Origin of the sequence: Vibrio agarivorans, from assembly GCF_030409635.1 — a bacterium.
Lineage (GTDB): Bacteria > Pseudomonadota > Gammaproteobacteria > Enterobacterales > Vibrionaceae > Vibrio > Vibrio agarivorans.
Genome location: NZ_JAUFQF010000004.1, coordinates 1,853,364 through 1,869,096 on the forward strand (window position 1 = coordinate 1,853,364; position 15,733 = coordinate 1,869,096).

The 15,733-nt window shown below is 45.7% G+C and carries 18 protein-coding genes; 12 read left to right on the top strand and 6 right to left on the bottom strand.

Annotated elements, in window-relative coordinates; genetic code table 11:
• Positions 1-34: 34 nt before the first annotated feature.
• Genes QWZ05_RS17105 through QWZ05_RS17120 form a run of 4 tightly spaced genes read right to left on the bottom strand, consistent with a single transcriptional unit; the run spans position 35 to position 2,499 of the window.
• Complete coding sequence (locus QWZ05_RS17105; RefSeq protein WP_290299634.1) at positions 35-274, bottom strand: DUF2897 family protein; 240 nt, start codon at positions 272-274, stop codon at positions 35-37.
• Positions 258-956 carry a M15 family metallopeptidase gene (locus QWZ05_RS17110; RefSeq protein WP_290299635.1) on the bottom strand — a complete coding sequence of 233 codons (699 nt, stop codon included), beginning with the start codon at positions 954-956 and terminating at the stop codon, positions 258-260. Before QWZ05_RS17110 ends, QWZ05_RS17105 begins: the two co-directional genes overlap by 17 nt.
• Positions 957-958: 2 nt before the next feature.
• The gene (dapE, locus tag QWZ05_RS17115) at positions 959-2,095 is read right to left on the bottom strand and encodes a succinyl-diaminopimelate desuccinylase (protein WP_264876968.1); all 1,137 of its coding nucleotides are present in this window, start codon (positions 2,093-2,095) and stop codon (positions 959-961) included.
• A gap of 59 nt (positions 2,096-2,154) precedes the next feature.
• Positions 2,155-2,499 (bottom strand): ArsC family reductase, encoded by a 345-nt coding sequence (locus QWZ05_RS17120; protein WP_264876969.1) that lies wholly within the window; start codon positions 2,497-2,499, stop codon positions 2,155-2,157.
• Between the two features lie 321 nt (positions 2,500-2,820).
• Here QWZ05_RS17120 and QWZ05_RS17125 point away from each other — a divergent pair, with 321 nt between their 5' ends.
• Positions 2,821-3,588, top strand: a complete 768-nt coding sequence (locus QWZ05_RS17125) for an ion transporter (protein ID WP_264876970.1) — start codon at positions 2,821-2,823, stop codon at positions 3,586-3,588.
• A gap of 173 nt (positions 3,589-3,761) precedes the next feature.
• Entirely contained in the window at positions 3,762-4,043 is a 282-nt protein-coding gene (locus tag QWZ05_RS17130) for a winged helix-turn-helix domain-containing protein (protein ID WP_264876971.1), read from the top strand.
• A 97-nt stretch (positions 4,044-4,140) separates the two neighbouring features.
• Here the strand turns inward: QWZ05_RS17130 and QWZ05_RS17135 are convergent, their stop codons facing one another.
• Positions 4,141-4,494, bottom strand: a complete 354-nt coding sequence (locus tag QWZ05_RS17135; protein WP_390216858.1) for a DUF4156 domain-containing protein — start codon at positions 4,492-4,494, stop codon at positions 4,141-4,143.
• The gene (locus tag QWZ05_RS17140) at positions 4,494-4,835 is read right to left on the bottom strand and encodes a DUF2956 family protein (protein ID WP_264876972.1); all 342 of its coding nucleotides are present in this window, start codon (positions 4,833-4,835) and stop codon (positions 4,494-4,496) included. The genes QWZ05_RS17135 and QWZ05_RS17140 overlap by 1 nt, the downstream gene beginning before the upstream one ends.
• Before the next feature lie 97 nt (positions 4,836-4,932).
• Between QWZ05_RS17140 and QWZ05_RS17145 the strand changes: the two genes are divergently transcribed.
• From QWZ05_RS17145 to QWZ05_RS17190, 10 genes are all read left to right on the top strand, one after another.
• Entirely contained in the window at positions 4,933-5,412 is a 480-nt protein-coding gene (locus QWZ05_RS17145) for a DUF2919 domain-containing protein (RefSeq protein ID WP_264876973.1), read from the top strand.
• A gap of 105 nt (positions 5,413-5,517) precedes the next feature.
• Positions 5,518-6,420 (top strand): Dyp-type peroxidase, encoded by a 903-nt coding sequence (locus QWZ05_RS17150; RefSeq protein ID WP_264876974.1) that lies wholly within the window; start codon positions 5,518-5,520, stop codon positions 6,418-6,420.
• Positions 6,421-6,551: 131 nt separating this feature from the next.
• A complete protein-coding gene (locus QWZ05_RS17155; RefSeq protein WP_290299641.1) occupies positions 6,552-7,688 on the top strand; it encodes a flagellin in 1,137 nt (378 codons plus the stop codon).
• Between the two features lie 251 nt (positions 7,689-7,939).
• On the top strand, positions 7,940-9,076 hold the full coding sequence (locus tag QWZ05_RS17160) for a flagellin (protein WP_290299643.1): 1,137 nt from the start codon (positions 7,940-7,942) through the stop codon (positions 9,074-9,076).
• Between the two features lie 382 nt (positions 9,077-9,458).
• Entirely contained in the window at positions 9,459-10,589 is a 1,131-nt protein-coding gene (locus QWZ05_RS17165; RefSeq protein ID WP_290299646.1) for a flagellin, read from the top strand.
• Positions 10,590-10,676: 87 nt separating this feature from the next.
• Complete coding sequence (locus tag QWZ05_RS17170; RefSeq protein WP_290299648.1) at positions 10,677-11,105, top strand: flagellar protein FlaG; 429 nt, start codon at positions 10,677-10,679, stop codon at positions 11,103-11,105.
• Between the two features lie 18 nt (positions 11,106-11,123).
• Positions 11,124-13,112, top strand: coding sequence for a flagellar filament capping protein FliD (gene fliD, locus QWZ05_RS17175; protein ID WP_290299650.1), 1,989 nt, complete (start codon positions 11,124-11,126; stop codon positions 13,110-13,112).
• Between the two features lie 6 nt (positions 13,113-13,118).
• Entirely contained in the window at positions 13,119-13,421 is a 303-nt protein-coding gene (locus QWZ05_RS17180) for a flagellar protein FliT (protein WP_264876980.1), read from the top strand.
• A gap of 12 nt (positions 13,422-13,433) precedes the next feature.
• Complete coding sequence (fliS, locus tag QWZ05_RS17185) at positions 13,434-13,844, top strand: flagellar export chaperone FliS (protein WP_264876981.1); 411 nt, start codon at positions 13,434-13,436, stop codon at positions 13,842-13,844.
• Positions 13,845-14,227: 383 nt separating this feature from the next.
• On the top strand, positions 14,228-15,694 hold the full coding sequence (locus QWZ05_RS17190; RefSeq protein WP_290299653.1) for a sigma-54 dependent transcriptional regulator: 1,467 nt from the start codon (positions 14,228-14,230) through the stop codon (positions 15,692-15,694).
• Positions 15,695-15,733: the final 39 nt, after the last annotated feature.

The window sequence follows — 15,733 nt, forward strand, 5'->3', positions numbered from 1 at the left end:
TTTATAGCTATTAGATCAAACAGGCTAAGGAACATTATTGGTTGTTAGTGCTCTCTTTAGTCGCCTCTTTCTCAGCAGATTTAGATTGATTCTGTTGTATCGCATCAATACGCTGCTGGTTTTTTTTCTCAAGCTCACTCAGTTTGTCTAAGTCTGTCATGGTTTTGGTTTTACGCATCTGCACTTGAGAGACCTTTCTCAGAGCTAGAATATTGCCGAGAATAAAACCCATTGCCAAAATACTGATGACCCAAGGGTTAGTCAAAAAGCTCATCGTGGTCTCCTTCATTTACAGACATCACATAGTGAGTATAGATGCTATCAAAGCGCTTCACGATGCTCTGTTCACCCAGTATACCCTGTCCAGTTAGTGCATCGAGCATCTGCGATTTGTTGAGCGTTTGCTTGATACTTTGCCAAGTTGCGCGATGGCTAAGGTGCCAAGGTTCAAATTGATAACCGCTTTGTTGACCATCATAGGGAAAAAAGAAACCATAAGCGGGGGCATTTTCTTTGAGCCACTGATAGAAAGAGGCTTGGGGGCCAACAAGATACTCTTGCTGATTCAATTGAAGAGGCTGCGCGGCAGAGGTGAAGTTAGCATCATAGACATCAAAATCACATCCCCAGTGGTGTCGACTGGTTCCGGGCAGGGCTGACCACAATAAAACTAAACTGACCCTTTCGTCTTCAGACAAAGTGCTGATATCAACGCGTTGGTCATCTTGGTCGAACACTGGACGTGCGCCTTGCATCTTAGCGTTCCAAATCGCTTTCTGTCGCTCAAAGTCGCGAAAGCCCGAGGCGATACAAAAATCAAACCCAGCGTCATTAGCCGCACGTTTTAATCTCAGTAAGTCTTGCATCGCGCTCGGGTGGACAAGAAAAAGCTTCTTACCCACAAGGCATTCAACGAGATGTTGCTGAGATGCGCCAATCAGTTCGCTGGGTGTCATACTTATTTCACCAACAGGTTAAAGAGTGTTTTCTCGTACATATCGGTGAGCTTTTCAAGATCAGGCACACTCACGCACTCGTTGACCTTGTGAATCGTCGCGTTGACTGGACCAAGTTCGACAACTTGAGTGCCCATACGTGCAATAAAGCGACCGTCTGAGGTACCACCTGTGGTGAGCAACTCAGGCTGTTTGTGGTTTACTTCTTCTACCGCATCAACCACGGCAGTGAGTAGTTCGCCTTTGTCTGTAAGGAAAGGATGACCGCTCAATGTCCATTTCAGATCGTAATCGAGACCGTGTGCATCCAGTGTTGAGTGGACACGACGCTTAATGTCTTCGTCTGTCAACTCGGTGCTGAAGCGGAAGTTGAACTGGACTTCAAACTCACCAGGAATCACATTTGATGCACCCGTACCCGCCGCGAGATTTGGGATTTGAAAGCTCGTTGGTGGGAAGTAGTCATTGCCATTGTCCCATGTTGTCGCAGCTAACTCTGCTAGCGCCGGCAGCGCTTGATGTACTGGGTTATTTGCTAGGTGAGGGTAGGCTACGTGACCTTGTGTGCCTTTTACTGTCAGGTCTCCGGTGATTGAACCTCGACGACCGTTCTTTATCACATCACCAACATGATGAGTGCTTGAGGGTTCACCCACAATACACATATCAATCAGTTCATTGCGTTCCATTAGGGTATCGACAACACGTGTTGTGCCATTGATGAATGGACCCTCTTCATCAGAAGTGATCAAAAAGCCAATTGAACCAGTGTGATTCGGGTTTTGTTCAATGAAGCGTTCAACCGCGACAATCATACAGGCCAAAGACCCTTTCATATCGGCAGCACCGCGACCATGCAGATGGTCTTCGATAACAGTGGGAGTAAAAGGAGGGGTGTGCCATTGTTCTTCAGGGCCCGATGGAACCACATCGGTGTGGCCTGCAAAAGCAAATAGTGGTGCCGCTTTGCCGCGTCTCGCCCAAAAGTTCGTGGTGTCTTCAAACACCATTACTTCAATTTCAAAACCAAGCGCTTTTAAGCGGTTGATCATGACCTCTTGGCAGCCTGCGTCTTCAGGGGTGACTGAGCGGCGGCTGATTAGGTCTTTAGCCAGGGATAATACAGGGCTATCTGTCATTCTGTTTTCCTTAACGCTGGAGGTGAGTTATTCAGCCTCCAAATCTATGTGTCTGAGAGTTAAAATAGAGCTTGATATTGGTCGGCTTTAAAACCGATATGCAGTTTACCTTCCACCTCAAGAATGGGGCGCTTGATCATAGCCGGAGAGGCGACAAGCAGTTCAATGGCACTGCTTTCATTGAGCGTTTGCTTCTGCTCGTCACTCAATTGGCGATAGGTAGTACCGCGTTTGTTTACCACGGTTTCCCAGCCTAACTCTTGGCAAAAACGTGTGACTAACGCTTGGTCGATACCCTGCTTGCGGTAATCGTGGAAATCGAATGTGACATCATTGTCGCTGAGCCAGCGCTTTGCTTTTTTTATCGTGTCACAGTTAGGGATACCGTACATGGTAATCGTCATAGTGCATCCTACTTATTGAAAACTGAAGCAGTGAATGTAACAACGGAGCCCTTGCTGTGTCTAGCGTTTATAGGCACTTCGCCTGTTATCGTTGTGCAAATTTCTACGTTCCTATATGGCAGCCAGTAACTTGTGGACAACCTCGTTACTGCAGGTTTGATTTGCGAGTTAAGTGAATGACAATATTGATAATAACGGTTGCGTGATGTGTTGTGCATCATCTATATATACCAAGTCACACTCCGATTTTTGGTAAAAAGCTGACACTATATTTTGAATACAGAGAGCGACAATAAAGACACATTGCGCTCAATAAGGATCATGATGGTAATAAAAGCCACCCGAGATGATATTGAAGAGATTGGCCCCTTTCAGATATTTACGCTGATTCTTTCAGTGTATGTGTTGCTAGCTCTACTATTTGAACATCTGTTTTTGCCACAAGAGGATGTGAAACAAATTTTGAGGATGGCCGATCACTTTGTTTGCTTCTTCTTTTTACTCGATTTCTCTATTCGTTTTTATCGTGCCAAGAGCAAATGGGCATTTATGAAATGGGGGTGGATAGACTTATTATCGAGTATTCCAATGCTAGATGCCTTCCGTTATGGTCGTTTAGTTCGCGTAATTCGAGTTCTAAGAATATTGCGCGCCATCCGCTCGGTGAAAGTGTTATTGACGTTTGTGCTGCGCTCGCGCATGCAAGGGACGTTTTCCTTGGTTGCTGCGATGTCGATTATTTTGATGATCTTTGGTGCGGTGGGGATATTGGAGTTTGAGCGTGGTGCTGAAGGCTCAAATATTAATAATGCGATAGATGCGCTGTGGTGGTCGTTCGTCACGATGACAACAGTTGGTTACGGCGACTATTATCCAGTCACCAGTGGTGGTCGAGTGATAGCGACGATGTTGATGATATCTGGCGTTGGGCTATTTGGTACGTTTACTGGCTTTGTCGCTTCTTGGTTTGTTGAAGAAGAATCAAGTAAAGATGACCAACAATTAGATGAGCTAAAACAACAGATTACTAAATTGAGCCACCAAATGAATGAGCTTAAAGCCGTAATTGAGCAACAGAAATGTAAATAAAGTTATCAAATATTAATTCAATATTGGTCGATTTTGTTAATTTTCAATCATTTAACTTGATTCACTTCAATTGATTGCATTTATTTTATGTAAGTTGAGAAGATATTTGATCAAAAACAAACAATTACAATCAAGAACGCGAATAATGTTCTAGAGATATTTAGGAGGTATCAATGGAACTGAGTCCTGTTTTCGCAAGACGTTTGTATATTGCTTTATTAGTGGATAGCGAGGAGCGCCCAAACGTTCCTAAGCTAATTGAATTAACTGGTTGGCCACGACGTACTATTCAAGACGTACTTAAGGCGCTTCCTGGCATTGGCATTTCATTAAATTTTGTTCAGGATGGCCGCCGTCATAATGATGGTTACTATCGTCTTTCTGATTGGGGACCTTTTGATAGTCACTGGGTTGTCTCGAAGAAGACGGATATTGTCACAAGCATTAATGCTTAATGACTCCATCATCAATGTGTCATATTCAAGACCTGCCATGTGCAGGTCTTTTTCATATTATGTGTTGATGAGTTTATTTCTGGTAAAAAGCGACGGGTTAACGCTGACACTGATAAGCAGTGCCGAACACTGTAAATGACGTGACGAAGTCTTGCGGGTTAATCATATATACCGTGTCAGCCCCTAACTGCTGTGCATTGTTGCGTAGGTCATTCACCGCGCCACGGACCATAACATCGTTGGTAAAGAACAGATAGCTATACCAATGCCCCTCACTGCCAGTGACATCGCCTAGCCATTGGCATTTTTGTGGGTCAAAGTTACCGTCGATACGCACTTCAATCTGATCAGCATCGCCGTTTAATGTAGCCATGGGTGTGCTGCAGCCAGCCAGTAGCATCACGACAGTAAAGCAAGATAATATGGCTTGCGTGATTTTTGTTGTGTTCATTATCTACTCATCCAAAAAGCAATAAATCCAACCCAGCTAATGGCCAGTAATGCCCATGGCAGCAGAGCGAGTTTATTCGAGTCTTCATTGAGTGTAGGGCTTGGTTGTTGCATTACCAAGTCACTGGAAGTTTTCGCTTTTTCTCTCTTGGCCTGTTTTTTTGCCTTGTCTGCTTTGCGATTTCTCTCTTTTTGCTGCTTTTTATACTGTGCGATACCTTTAGCGATGCCTTGAGCTATCAGTTTGGTTTGCTCTTTGGTTTGCCCCGCTTTTTGTGTCGCGCGTGCAATCGACATGGCTTCTGTCTGTGCTTGTTCGGATGGTGAAGTATTTTTATTCATTTCAGTCTTTTGCAGTAACGGGCTAGGGTATTTGATGACATAATACCGCCGCCTCTGTATGAAACCAATGAGAAAGGACACGAATTTGCGATATCCCATGGACCAATATACTGACCACGGTTTTCTAAAAGCACCAATCCTTTTGATGCTTGGTTGGCTTTTTCTAGCAAGAGCTTGGTTGGTTTTTATTGTCGCTGGAGCGAGTCGTGAAGACGGGGCTAAGATTTTGGAGTGGGTTTATCCTGACAGCCATATGCTGAAAGTGGGTATGTTACTTGGGTTGCCCTCGTTAGTGTTTATGTGGCTTATTGCGCTGCGTAATCAAGAACGCAAGACAATAAACCGTATTGTTAGTGTGGCAAAGCCTGTTACCTTTTTGATGATTTTGATACAGTCAGCACAGACGGGCTACCATATCGTTTTAGAGCGTGGTGTCTTCAGCTGGTCTCATGGGGTGACGCTCGTTATCATGCTCTGGTTCGGGCTCTATGTCATGAAAAGTAAAACGGTCGTCGACTGCTTAAAGCGTAACGGTTACGAAAGTGATCGAGTTAATGCACAGTCAAGTAAGCACTAAAAAAATGGAATGACTCTATAGCCGAACACTCTCAAGCAGAGTCTTGGGGTATAGATAGATTATGGGTTGAGAGAATCAGCCTAGCTTGAAAATTAAGGAATAAACATGTCTGTTGTTCAAACTGCAATTCTTCCAGAAGCGGAACCATTTGCTCAATACACACTACTAAAAGTAAATGCCGATGAGGCACATGTGCTTGCAGAACTAAAAGCGCTACCTGCGTTGGTTGAAGAGATTAACTCAAATCAGCCAGGTGCTAACTTGACACTCTCGATATCATTCACGCACCAGTTTTGGTCAAAACTCGATGTGGCGATGCCATCAGAGCTTGAGCCATTTGCGCCGCTTGGCGAAGGCGAAGTAACGGCGCCCGCATCAGATGTTGATGTATTGATTCACTGTCATTCTCAGCGCCCTGATTTGCACTTCTATGTGCTGCGTAAGTTCATGTCTGCTGTAGAAGCGTCGGTGACGATTGTGGATGAGACCGTCGGTTTTCGTTACCTAGATTCTCGCGATATGACAGACTTCGTTGATGGTACTGAAAACCCAGAGGGTGAACAGCGTCGTGAGGTTGCTGTGATTGCGGATGGTGAGTTTGCTGGTGGTAGCTATGTCATGCTGCAACGGTTTATACATAACCTTCCAGCTTGGAACCGTCTGAATGTGTCTGCGCAAGAGAAGGTCGTTGGCCGCACTAAACCTGACTCTATTGAGCTTGATGATGTGCCTGCGGCTTCTCACGTTGGTCGTGTAGATATCAAAGAAGAAGGCAAAGGCCTGAAAATTGTTCGTCATAGCCTACCTTACGGTACAGTAAGTGGCGACCATGGGTTACTGTTTATCGCATACTGTCACACGCTGCATAACTTCAAAGCAATGCTTGAGAGTATGTATGGCGTGACTGATGGCAAGACCGATCAACTGCTGCGCTTTACTCACGCAGTAACCGGTGCTTACTTCTTTGCACCAAGCCAAGAGATGCTGCAAGCCATCAACATAAAATAACCCGTTTGTTGTAACGCAGTCCAGATCGACGAACCGAGCCAAGTGCTCGGTTTTTTTATTAAAGTCTTCAATAATCACGCCGATAACAAATTGGGAATCTTTATTTATTACGACAGCATCAGTTGGGTAGTATGGCCATCACAGTGAATACGAACATTGCAGCAATGACGGCGCAAAGGCATATGGCCAATGCGACGCACCAGCTCAATCAATCTATGGAGCGATTGGCTTCAGGGAGTCGTATTAATAGTGCTAAAGATGACGCAGCCGGTCTGCAGATATCCAATCGCATCGAGTCACAAATGCGTGGTTTAGATGTCGCCGTACGCAACGCGAATGACGGTATTTCCATCATGCAAACCGCCGAAGGCGCAATGCAGGAGAGTACGAGCATTATGCAAAGAATGCGTGACTTGTCTCTGCAGGCGGCGAACGGCGCTAACTCGGCAGCAGATCGCCAAGCCATCCAAGAAGAAGTCACACAGCTCAATGATGAGTTAAATCGCATCGCAGAAACCACGTCTTTTGGTGGGCGAAAGCTACTGAACGGCTCGTTTGGTCACTCCGCATTTCAAATTGGTGCGGCGAGCGGCGAAGCGGTGGGAGTTTCGATTCTGTCGATGCGTACTGACTCGCTGAGTATGGGAGGCTTTGCCTATTCTGCCCAAACTCCGAAAGACAGCAATTGGTCGGTGAGTGCAGGTAATGAACAATTGGTCATGCTGTATCTTGATGCAGAGGGAAATGCTCAGTCCGTCAATATAGACGCTAAAGTCGGTGATGACATAGAGCAGGTCGCCACTTATATCAATGGCCAAACTGACAAGATATCGGCATCGGTGGACGAAAACGGCCAGCTGCAGCTCTTTATGGCCGGTAAGGAGACGTCCGGGACAATAACCTTCTCTGGCGGCCTTGCGAATGAACTGAATATGGCAACAACGGGCTATCAGTCGGTTAATGATCTTGATGTCGGAACCGTTGGAGGGGCGCAGCAGGCAATTTCGGTGCTGGATACCGCCTTACAATATGTCGATAGTCACCGCGCTGAACTTGGCGCGCTGCAGAACCGCTTTGGCCACGCGATCAATAATCTTGATAATGTTCATGAGAACTTAGCCGCCTCCAAGAGTCGAATAAAAGATACCGACTTTGCTAAAGAGAGTGCGCAAATGGTGAAGCAGCAAATTCTTCAACAAGTCAGCGCGAGTATTTTAGCTCAGGCCAAGCGTCAACCAGATATTGCCCTAACACTTCTTAATGGATAATTGCGCCTATATACAAGCGGCGCAATATATCGACCAGTCAAATTGATACTTTAGCGAAAATTCGAGAAAAAACGCGATATTAACGCTAAGTGATGCTTTTCTACTCGAAAGGAAAGTTTTTCAAAAAAAAGTGATTTTTTTTCTAAAGGATTCTCAGAGTGCGCCGTTAAGAAATTAACTTTGAGAGAACTACTTGGTTTTCCGAGACGTCGGAAACCGGAACTATCGGAAAATCAATTGGAGAAATCACCATGGCAGTGAATGTAAATACTAACGTAGCAGCAATGACAGCTCAGCGTCACCTTAACAATGCAAACTCAGCGCAACAAACATCGATGGAACGCCTATCTTCTGGCAACAAAATCAATAGCGCTAAAGATGACGCAGCGGGTCTACAAATCTCTAACCGCTTGAACGTACAAAGCCGCGGTCTAGATGTTGCAGTACGTAACGCAAACGACGGTATCTCTATTGCACAGACTGCTGAAGGTGCAATGAACGAGACAACAAACATCCTACAACGTATGCGTGACTTGTCTCTACAATCTTCAAACGGTTCAAACTCTAAAGCTGACCGTGTTGCAATCCAAGAAGAAGTGACGGCACTAAACAACGAACTAAACCGTATCGCAGAAACAACTTCTTTCGGTGGCCAAAAACTGATTAACGGTACATACGGTGAGCAGTCTTTCCAAATCGGTGCGGACTCTGGTGAAGCAGTAATCATGGAGCTGAAAGACCTTCGCTCTGACAACGGTAACATGGGTGGTTTAGCGCACGTAGCGGCTAACGCTCAAAATGGTGACTGGGCGGTAGGCGCCGGTGCTGACTTGACGATTGGTTATAATGACCTAGATGGTAATGCTCAAACAATTACTATCAACGCGAAAGAAGGCGATGATATCGAGCAGCTAGCGACTTACATCAATGGTCAGACTGACGTGGTTCAAGCGAACGTTGACGAAGATGGTGCTCTACAGATTTACGCAGGTGAGAACAAAGTCGATACAGGTACAGCACTGACTTTTGGTGGTTCACTACAAACTGACCTAGCAATGGGTGCGGGCGCTGCAGTGACAGTTAACGATATCGACGTAACGTCTGTTGGTGGTTCACAAGAAGCGGTTGCTATCATCGATTCAGCACTAAAATACGTAGACAGCCACCGTGCTGAGCTAGGTGCGATTCAAAACCGTTTTAACCACACAATCAACAACCTAGACAACATTAACGAGAACGTGAACGCGTCGAAGAGCCGAATCAAAGACACTGACTTCGCTAAAGAAACAACAGCGATGACTAAGTCTCAGATTCTGTCTCAAGCTTCAAGTTCTATCCTTGCTCAAGCGAAGCAAGCACCAAACTCAGCGCTAAGCCTACTAGGTTAATCGCACTCGGTTTGACTGAAAAATCCAGCCTCGGCTGGATTTTTTGTTTTTGGAGAGCAGGAAGGAGGTAGAAGGTTGAAGGATCACCATGTTGAGCTATCCAGACCCTCTGAACATGCGCACAACTATTTTAAACTCTTTACCCAAGTTAAAGTAAACCCTCTGTATTCTCCTTCCTCCTCCATTTTTCCTTACCTCCCTTCCAAATCCGCTCAACATTCCGCCATCCACCCCCGTAACCCCAAATATTTGATAAAAAGTCGAAAATTACCCTAAAGCTCTCCTTATAGCCGCCGTTAAAAGATTGAGAGAAATGATATGCGTCTTAGTGAGGTGAGAGACACGACGGCGCATAAACCTAAATGCCTTAAGGAGATCGACTATGGCAATTAACGTAAATACTAACGTTGCTGCTATGACGGCACAGCGTAACCTGAACAATGCGGCAAGCGATGTTAATAAATCAATGGAACGTTTGTCATCTGGCTACAAAATCAATAGCGCAAAAGATGACGCAGCGGGTCTACAGATTTCGAATCGCTTAACTTCGCAAAGTCGTGGTTTGGACGTGGCAGTGCGTAACGCGAATGATGGTATTTCTATTGCACAGACAGCAGAAGGTGCAATGCAAGAGTCTACAAACATCCTTCAACGTATGCGTGACCTTTCACTTCAATCAGCGAACGGTTCTAACTCAAAAGCAGAGCGTGTAGCGATGCAAGAGGAAGTAACGGCTCTTAACAATGAGCTTAACCGTATCGCAGAAACGACTTCGTTCGGTGGTAATAAACTATTGAATGGCACTTACGGTCAGCAATCATTCCAAATCGGTGCGGCTTCTGGTGAAGCGGTAATCATGAGCATGGGTAACATGCGTTCTGATACGGCTGAAATGGGCGGTAAAGCTTATACAGCAGCAGCGCAAGCGGATGATTGGGTGGCAACTGCGGGTAACACAGACCTGACTTTAGACTACACCGATAGCTCTGGCGTAGTTCAATCACTATCGATTGATGTTAAAGAAGGTGATGATATCGAGCAGGTAGCGACGTACATCAACGGCCAAAGTAATGACGTAAAAGCATCGGTAGGTGAAGATAATACGCTTCAACTATTTGCTGCGAATACGGCTGTAGACCAAGGTACAGTGACTATCGCTGGTGGTTTGGCAACTGACCTGACGATTGGTGCAGGCGTTGACAAAACGGTAAACGACATTGATATCACTTCAGTTGCAGGCTCTCAGCAAGCAGTGAACGTTATTGATGGCGCTTTGAAAGCAGTGGATAGCCAACGTGCAGAGCTAGGTGCAGTTCAAAACCGTTTTAACCACACAATCAATAACCTAGACAACATTAACGAGAACGTTAATGCTTCACGTAGCCGTATCCAAGACACGGATTACGCGAAGGAAACAACAGCAATGACTAAGGCTCAGATCCTGCAACAAGCGAGTACCTCTATTTTGGCACAAGCTAAGCAGACACCATCTGCGGCACTAAGCCTGCTGTAAGGTTATCGATAGGTTTCGTTTGAAGCTTATTGAGAGCTCTGACGTAGGACGCGTTGGAGGCTAATGTACAGGACGGGGGTAGGTGATATGGAATATTCTTCCAACACATCAGCAACCCATCCTTACGGCTCTCAATGTGGCATTAAAATTGCTTTAAAAGACCAAGGTCCGACACAGGTTGCCGCTCACAAAGTGAGCGATAATAGCGTCGCGGTAAATGAACGAAGCGTTCAAGCTACCAATAAAGCGTATCAAATCGCTTTTGAACGTAAGCAGCTCGATGAGCAAGAACGCGAGAAAGTCGTCGAACAGTTGAATGAGTTTATCTCATCCATGAACAAAAGCATCGTGTTTAAAAAAGACGAAGATGCTGGACGTGAAGTGGTTTCGATTTTCGATGTGGATACAGGTGAGCTGATCCGTCAGATACCCGATGAAGAGCTGTTAGAGGTTCTAAGACGTCTACGTCAGCAGTCCAGTGGACAAAGCACCGGGTTGTTGATTGATAAAGTCTAGGTTTTTTGAGGTGGTGAAATGAGTTTAGGCCCAATGGGGATGAATACTGGCATGGATATTAACTCCATGGTCAGCAAGATGGTTGATGCCGAGCGTGTGCCTAAACAGCAACGTATCGACAACGAACGCGCTGACAACGAAACCAGTATCAGTTCTTATGGTCGACTCAAAGAGTCGCTGGATACGATGAAGTATCTCATGGCTGACTTTCGTCACGAAAAAGCGTTTGCTGCTCGCGCTGTTGATACAACAGACGACAGCACAGTGTCGGCAACCGCTACGACGGAAGCCATCGCAGGACGATACTCTGTTGATGTGTTGCAGCTTGCTCAGAGTCATAAGCTCGCTTCAGGCGTTCTCGCTGAAGATGAGAAATTTGACGCGGGCAAGCTGCAAATCAAGCTGGGTAGCCGCAGTTTTACGTTAGACGTTAAACAAAACAGTAAGCTCAACGACATCGTTCGTGGCATTAATGAGGAAAAAGCGAACCCTGGGGTTCGTGCCTCTGTCATTAACGATGTCGAAGGGCCTCGTTTAATTCTCGCTTCCGAACAAACGGGAGAGAAGAACGCCATATCGATCATAGTTCAGTCGGATGAGCCTGCAAGCAGTCTCAAACAGCTGGAATACAAATCCTTAGAGCAACGGGTTAAAGATCTTGAACAGGCACGTGCCGCGGCTCAAGAGCTTATCAGCCCTTTGGATCCCGCACAAAAGCTAGCCGCACAAAAGGTGGCAGACACCTTAATTGATGCAGCTAAAACCGTCGATGAGAAAATTGTTGAAGAAGCTCAAGCAGCGGCCCAGTCTGAACAAAATGTTGTTAAAAACAATGGTGCTGACGATAGTGCAGCCGTCGCCGCAGTCAATGCAACCGAGCAAGCCGCGTCTTATCAGCGTCCACAGGATAGAATACCGGGATGGTCTGAAACCGCGTCAGGGACCTTATTGGATTCGTACTATGAACCCGAGCCTGAATTAGACGAAAAAGCGCGCGCGAAATCGGGAGAAGTCCCAGGCTGGAGTAACACGGCATCGGGCACATTGACAGACTCTTACGTCACACCTGCGGAAGCGCAGGAGAAGCTAGATAAAAAGCTTGCAGCGGAACATGCAGCCATTGCTAAAGCAGTCTCTAGCGGAGAGATGACACAGGAGGAGGCGAAACAAGCTGAGCGGGCAAAGCTGACAGATGAAGAGCGCGCACAACTTGAGAAAATCGATCAGGTCAATGCCGATCTTGCTGCCGCACAGTCGTCGTTTGATGCGTATAACGGTATGACACAAGTAGAAGTCGCTCAAGACTCAAAAGTGCTACTTGATGGTATTGCTCAGGTGAGTAGTGATAACAATGTGATTGAAAACGCGATTCAAGGTGTTGATCTCACGTTGCTTAACACCTCAGACCCGAATGAGCGCCCAGCAGAAGTAAGCGTCGAGTATGACCGAGCGCGAGTTCGTGATCAGATAGAGCAATTTGTTCAGGCTTACAATCACTTTTATGTGGTGAGTAAAGACCTTTCAGGGGTAGACCCTTTGACTGGGCGTGCCGGTCCATTGGCGGGCGACAGTTTAGTTCGTAGCGCGGAAAGTCGTTTAAAGAGTGTATTCACGACACCGGTCGAAGGTGCGCCTTCCAATATGAACACATTGAGCTCGTTTGGTGTGACCACAACAAGGCAGGGTAATTTAGAGATAAACTATCAAACCTTGAACCGTCAGCTAGATGAAAACTTCCATAATCTGGAAGACTTCTTTGGCGGTAATGATGGTTTTGCGCGACGTGTAGAAGACGCCATTGGCAACTTTACCGGCCCTACAGGTTCAATTCGAACCCGAGAGCAGGGGATTGTCGAGCGTAACTATCGTCTGCGAGATGACCAAGCGGCACTTGATCGCCGCATGGAGAGTTTAGAGAAGCGTACTCACGATCGCTTTGCAGCGATGCAAGATGCGACGAGCAATATGCAAGCGCAACTCTCTGGCATGATGAATGTGTTGGGGTAGCAATAAATGAGTCGATACCAAGATATTCATGAGCTTGATCATAAAATTTCGGTTCTACTGCAAAGTGACCAATTAAATACTGAAGAATTTCACTCTTTGGTCGATACAAGAAAAAGAAAGATTGATAACGCATTGTCTGACATAAAACAGCAGCCTAGCCTAGCCCAAGACCCACAGTGGTTAGCTTTAGTTGCCCAGACAAAAAGACTGGTTGAAAAGATGCAAAGCGAAACCCTTGCCGCAGGCCAAGCGTTGAGCAAATACCGTAAAGGTGTCAAATCAGTTCAGCAGTATAAAAGGTTTTTATAAAAGAGGTTAACCATGCGCGGTTCGTTACAGGCATACAAAAAAGTATCAGTAGACAGTCAGTTAAGTGCAGCATCACCACACAAAATTGTGCAAATGTTGATGGCTGGTGCTGTCGAGCGTCTTATTCAAGGAAAGGCGGCAATGCTACAGGGCAACGTTTCGGTAAAAGGCGAACGTTTTGGTAAAGCGCTGGATATTATTATTAGCTTACGTTCTTGCTTATCGATGAACGACGGTGGCGATATTGCCCAGAATTTGGACCAATTGTATGATTTTATGATTAACCAAATTTCATCGGCAAATATTAGTAACGACCCTCAACCGATTGATGATGTAGTCGAAATCCTACGTGAAATTAAATCGGCATGGGATCAGATCCCTGCTGAGTACCACAACCTTACCGCAGCAGACATTGGTATTTAACTTTACCTATCTCTATGAGTTGGCGTTGGTTTTTATACCAATGCCTGCTTATGCAATGCCTTTATCTGCTGCTTTAATAACCATCCCTTCTTTACAAATTCTCCTATAAAGGTCACATCCCGCGCTCCCTTAGTTGCCTTATTTTTTAATTCAAATAAAATGGTGGTTTCAGTGTCTAAAAAAATGTAAAGACACAACATCGACACATTGATGTAAGCAATTCTAAGAATTGAATTTATTGATGAGTCCCAAGCTGACTTAAACAAAAATCAGAGCGTAATTTCAGTTTCGTTGGATATGAACCTCATTGTCTAACGACGTTTTAAAGCTCAATACTATTATATAAAGTCAGTCCAACTGTTTTGAAGGCAATCAATTTACCTATGCAAGGTTTATTAAAAATACTCGTGATTGAGGACGATGCGCAATTGCGTAGCAATCTGAGTAACATTTTTGAGTTTGTTGGCGAATCCTGTCATACCATTGGTTCTGCACAGATCGAATCTATTGACTGGTCTGAATCTTGGACTGCGTGCGTCTTAGGCACGCTTGCAGGTAATCAACTGCAAGCGGTGCTTCGAGAGCGCTTAGTTAATGCAAATCATGTCCCACTATTGGTGGCCGGCAAGCACCCGTACGCGGTAGAAAACTTTACCCAATTTGTCGGTGAGCTTGAGTATCCACTAAATTACCCTCAACTCAGTGAAGCATTGCGCCACTGTAAAGAGTTTTTGGGTCGTAAAGGTGTACAAATTCCTTCATCGTCGAGAAAAAACACTTTATTTCGTAGCTTGGTGGGGCAGAGTTCTGGCATCCAACAAGTTCGCCATATGATTGAGCAAGTCTCTGGTACTGAAGCCAGTGTGATGATCCTCGGTGAATCCGGTACCGGTAAAGAAGTCGTGGCACGTAATGTTCATTATCATTCGCCTCGTCGTTCAGGCCCATTTGTACCGATTAACTGTGGTGCGATTCCGGCTGAACTGCTTGAGAGTGAGTTGTTTGGTCATGAGAAAGGTGCATTTACTGGCGCACTCACCGCGCGCAAAGGTCGATTTGAGCTGGCGGAAGGCGGAACTATTTTCCTTGATGAGATTGGCGATATGCCAATGTCTATGCAAGTAAAACTGCTACGTGTTTTGCAAGAGCGTTGCTTTGAGCGAGTGGGTGGTAATACGACGATTCAAGCCAATGTCCGTGTTATTGCCGCTACACACCGTAACCTTGAGCAGATGATTGAGAAAGGTGACTTCCGCGAAGTCTTATACTATCGCTTAAACGTCTTCCCAATCGAGATGCCTGCACTGCGTGAGCGCCGCCCTGACATTCCTTTGTTACTGCAAGAGCTGATGACTCGTATGGAAGCCGAAGGTGGACAGCCTATCTGTTTCACCCCACGTGCAATTAACTCCTTGATGGAGCACCATTGGCCGGGTAACGTGCGCGAGCTCGCCAATTTGATCGAACGTATGGTGATTTTGTATCCAAACAGCTTGGTTGATGTGAATCACTTGCCGACGAAGTATCGTTACTCTGACATTCCTGAGTTCCAACCAGAGATGCAAGAAGACGCGACACTAGAAGAGCAAGAGCGTGATGCGTTGGCGAATATTTTCTCTGAAGAGTTCAGTTTTGAAGAGCCTGAGCCATTATCGACGAACTCTCAAGGGCCGCAGTCGCTGCCTGAAGAGGGGATAAACCTAAAAGAGATGCTGGCAGATTTAGAAGTCAATATGATCAGCCAAGCACTGGATGCACAAGGTGGGGTAGTGGCGAGAGCAGCGGATATGCTCGGTATGCGTCGAACGACCTTGGTAGAGAAGATGCGTAAGTACAACATGCAGCGCTAGGCACATGTCAGAAAAACGTCATCAAGGTAACACATTGTA

Coding starts and splice junctions, on each gene's coding strand:
- QWZ05_RS17155 (WP_290299641.1), top strand. CDS start 6,552: ATGGCCATCACAGTGAATACGAACATTGCAGCAATGACGGCGCAAAGG.
- fliD (WP_290299650.1), top strand. CDS start 11,124: ATGAGTTTAGGCCCAATGGGGATGAATACTGGCATGGATATTAACTCC.
- QWZ05_RS17110 (WP_290299635.1), bottom strand. CDS start 956: ATGACACCCAGCGAACTGATTGGCGCATCTCAGCAACATCTCGTTGAA.
- dapE (WP_264876968.1), bottom strand. CDS start 2,095: ATGACAGATAGCCCTGTATTATCCCTGGCTAAAGACCTAATCAGCCGC.
- QWZ05_RS17135 (WP_390216858.1), bottom strand. CDS start 4,494: ATGAACACAACAAAAATCACGCAAGCCATATTATCTTGCTTTACTGTC.
- QWZ05_RS17140 (WP_264876972.1), bottom strand. CDS start 4,835: ATGAATAAAAATACTTCACCATCCGAACAAGCACAGACAGAAGCCATG.
- QWZ05_RS17160 (WP_290299643.1), top strand. CDS start 7,940: ATGGCAGTGAATGTAAATACTAACGTAGCAGCAATGACAGCTCAGCGT.
- QWZ05_RS17120 (WP_264876969.1), bottom strand. CDS start 2,499: ATGACGATTACCATGTACGGTATCCCTAACTGTGACACGATAAAAAAA.
- QWZ05_RS17165 (WP_290299646.1), top strand. CDS start 9,459: ATGGCAATTAACGTAAATACTAACGTTGCTGCTATGACGGCACAGCGT.
- fliS (WP_264876981.1), top strand. CDS start 13,434: ATGCGCGGTTCGTTACAGGCATACAAAAAAGTATCAGTAGACAGTCAG.
- QWZ05_RS17190 (WP_290299653.1), top strand. CDS start 14,228: ATGCAAGGTTTATTAAAAATACTCGTGATTGAGGACGATGCGCAATTG.
- QWZ05_RS17105 (WP_290299634.1), bottom strand. CDS start 274: ATGAGCTTTTTGACTAACCCTTGGGTCATCAGTATTTTGGCAATGGGT.
- QWZ05_RS17180 (WP_264876980.1), top strand. CDS start 13,119: ATGAGTCGATACCAAGATATTCATGAGCTTGATCATAAAATTTCGGTT.
- QWZ05_RS17145 (WP_264876973.1), top strand. CDS start 4,933: ATGGACCAATATACTGACCACGGTTTTCTAAAAGCACCAATCCTTTTG.
- QWZ05_RS17130 (WP_264876971.1), top strand. CDS start 3,762: ATGGAACTGAGTCCTGTTTTCGCAAGACGTTTGTATATTGCTTTATTA.
- QWZ05_RS17150 (WP_264876974.1), top strand. CDS start 5,518: ATGTCTGTTGTTCAAACTGCAATTCTTCCAGAAGCGGAACCATTTGCT.
- QWZ05_RS17125 (WP_264876970.1), top strand. CDS start 2,821: ATGATGGTAATAAAAGCCACCCGAGATGATATTGAAGAGATTGGCCCC.
- QWZ05_RS17170 (WP_290299648.1), top strand. CDS start 10,677: ATGGAATATTCTTCCAACACATCAGCAACCCATCCTTACGGCTCTCAA.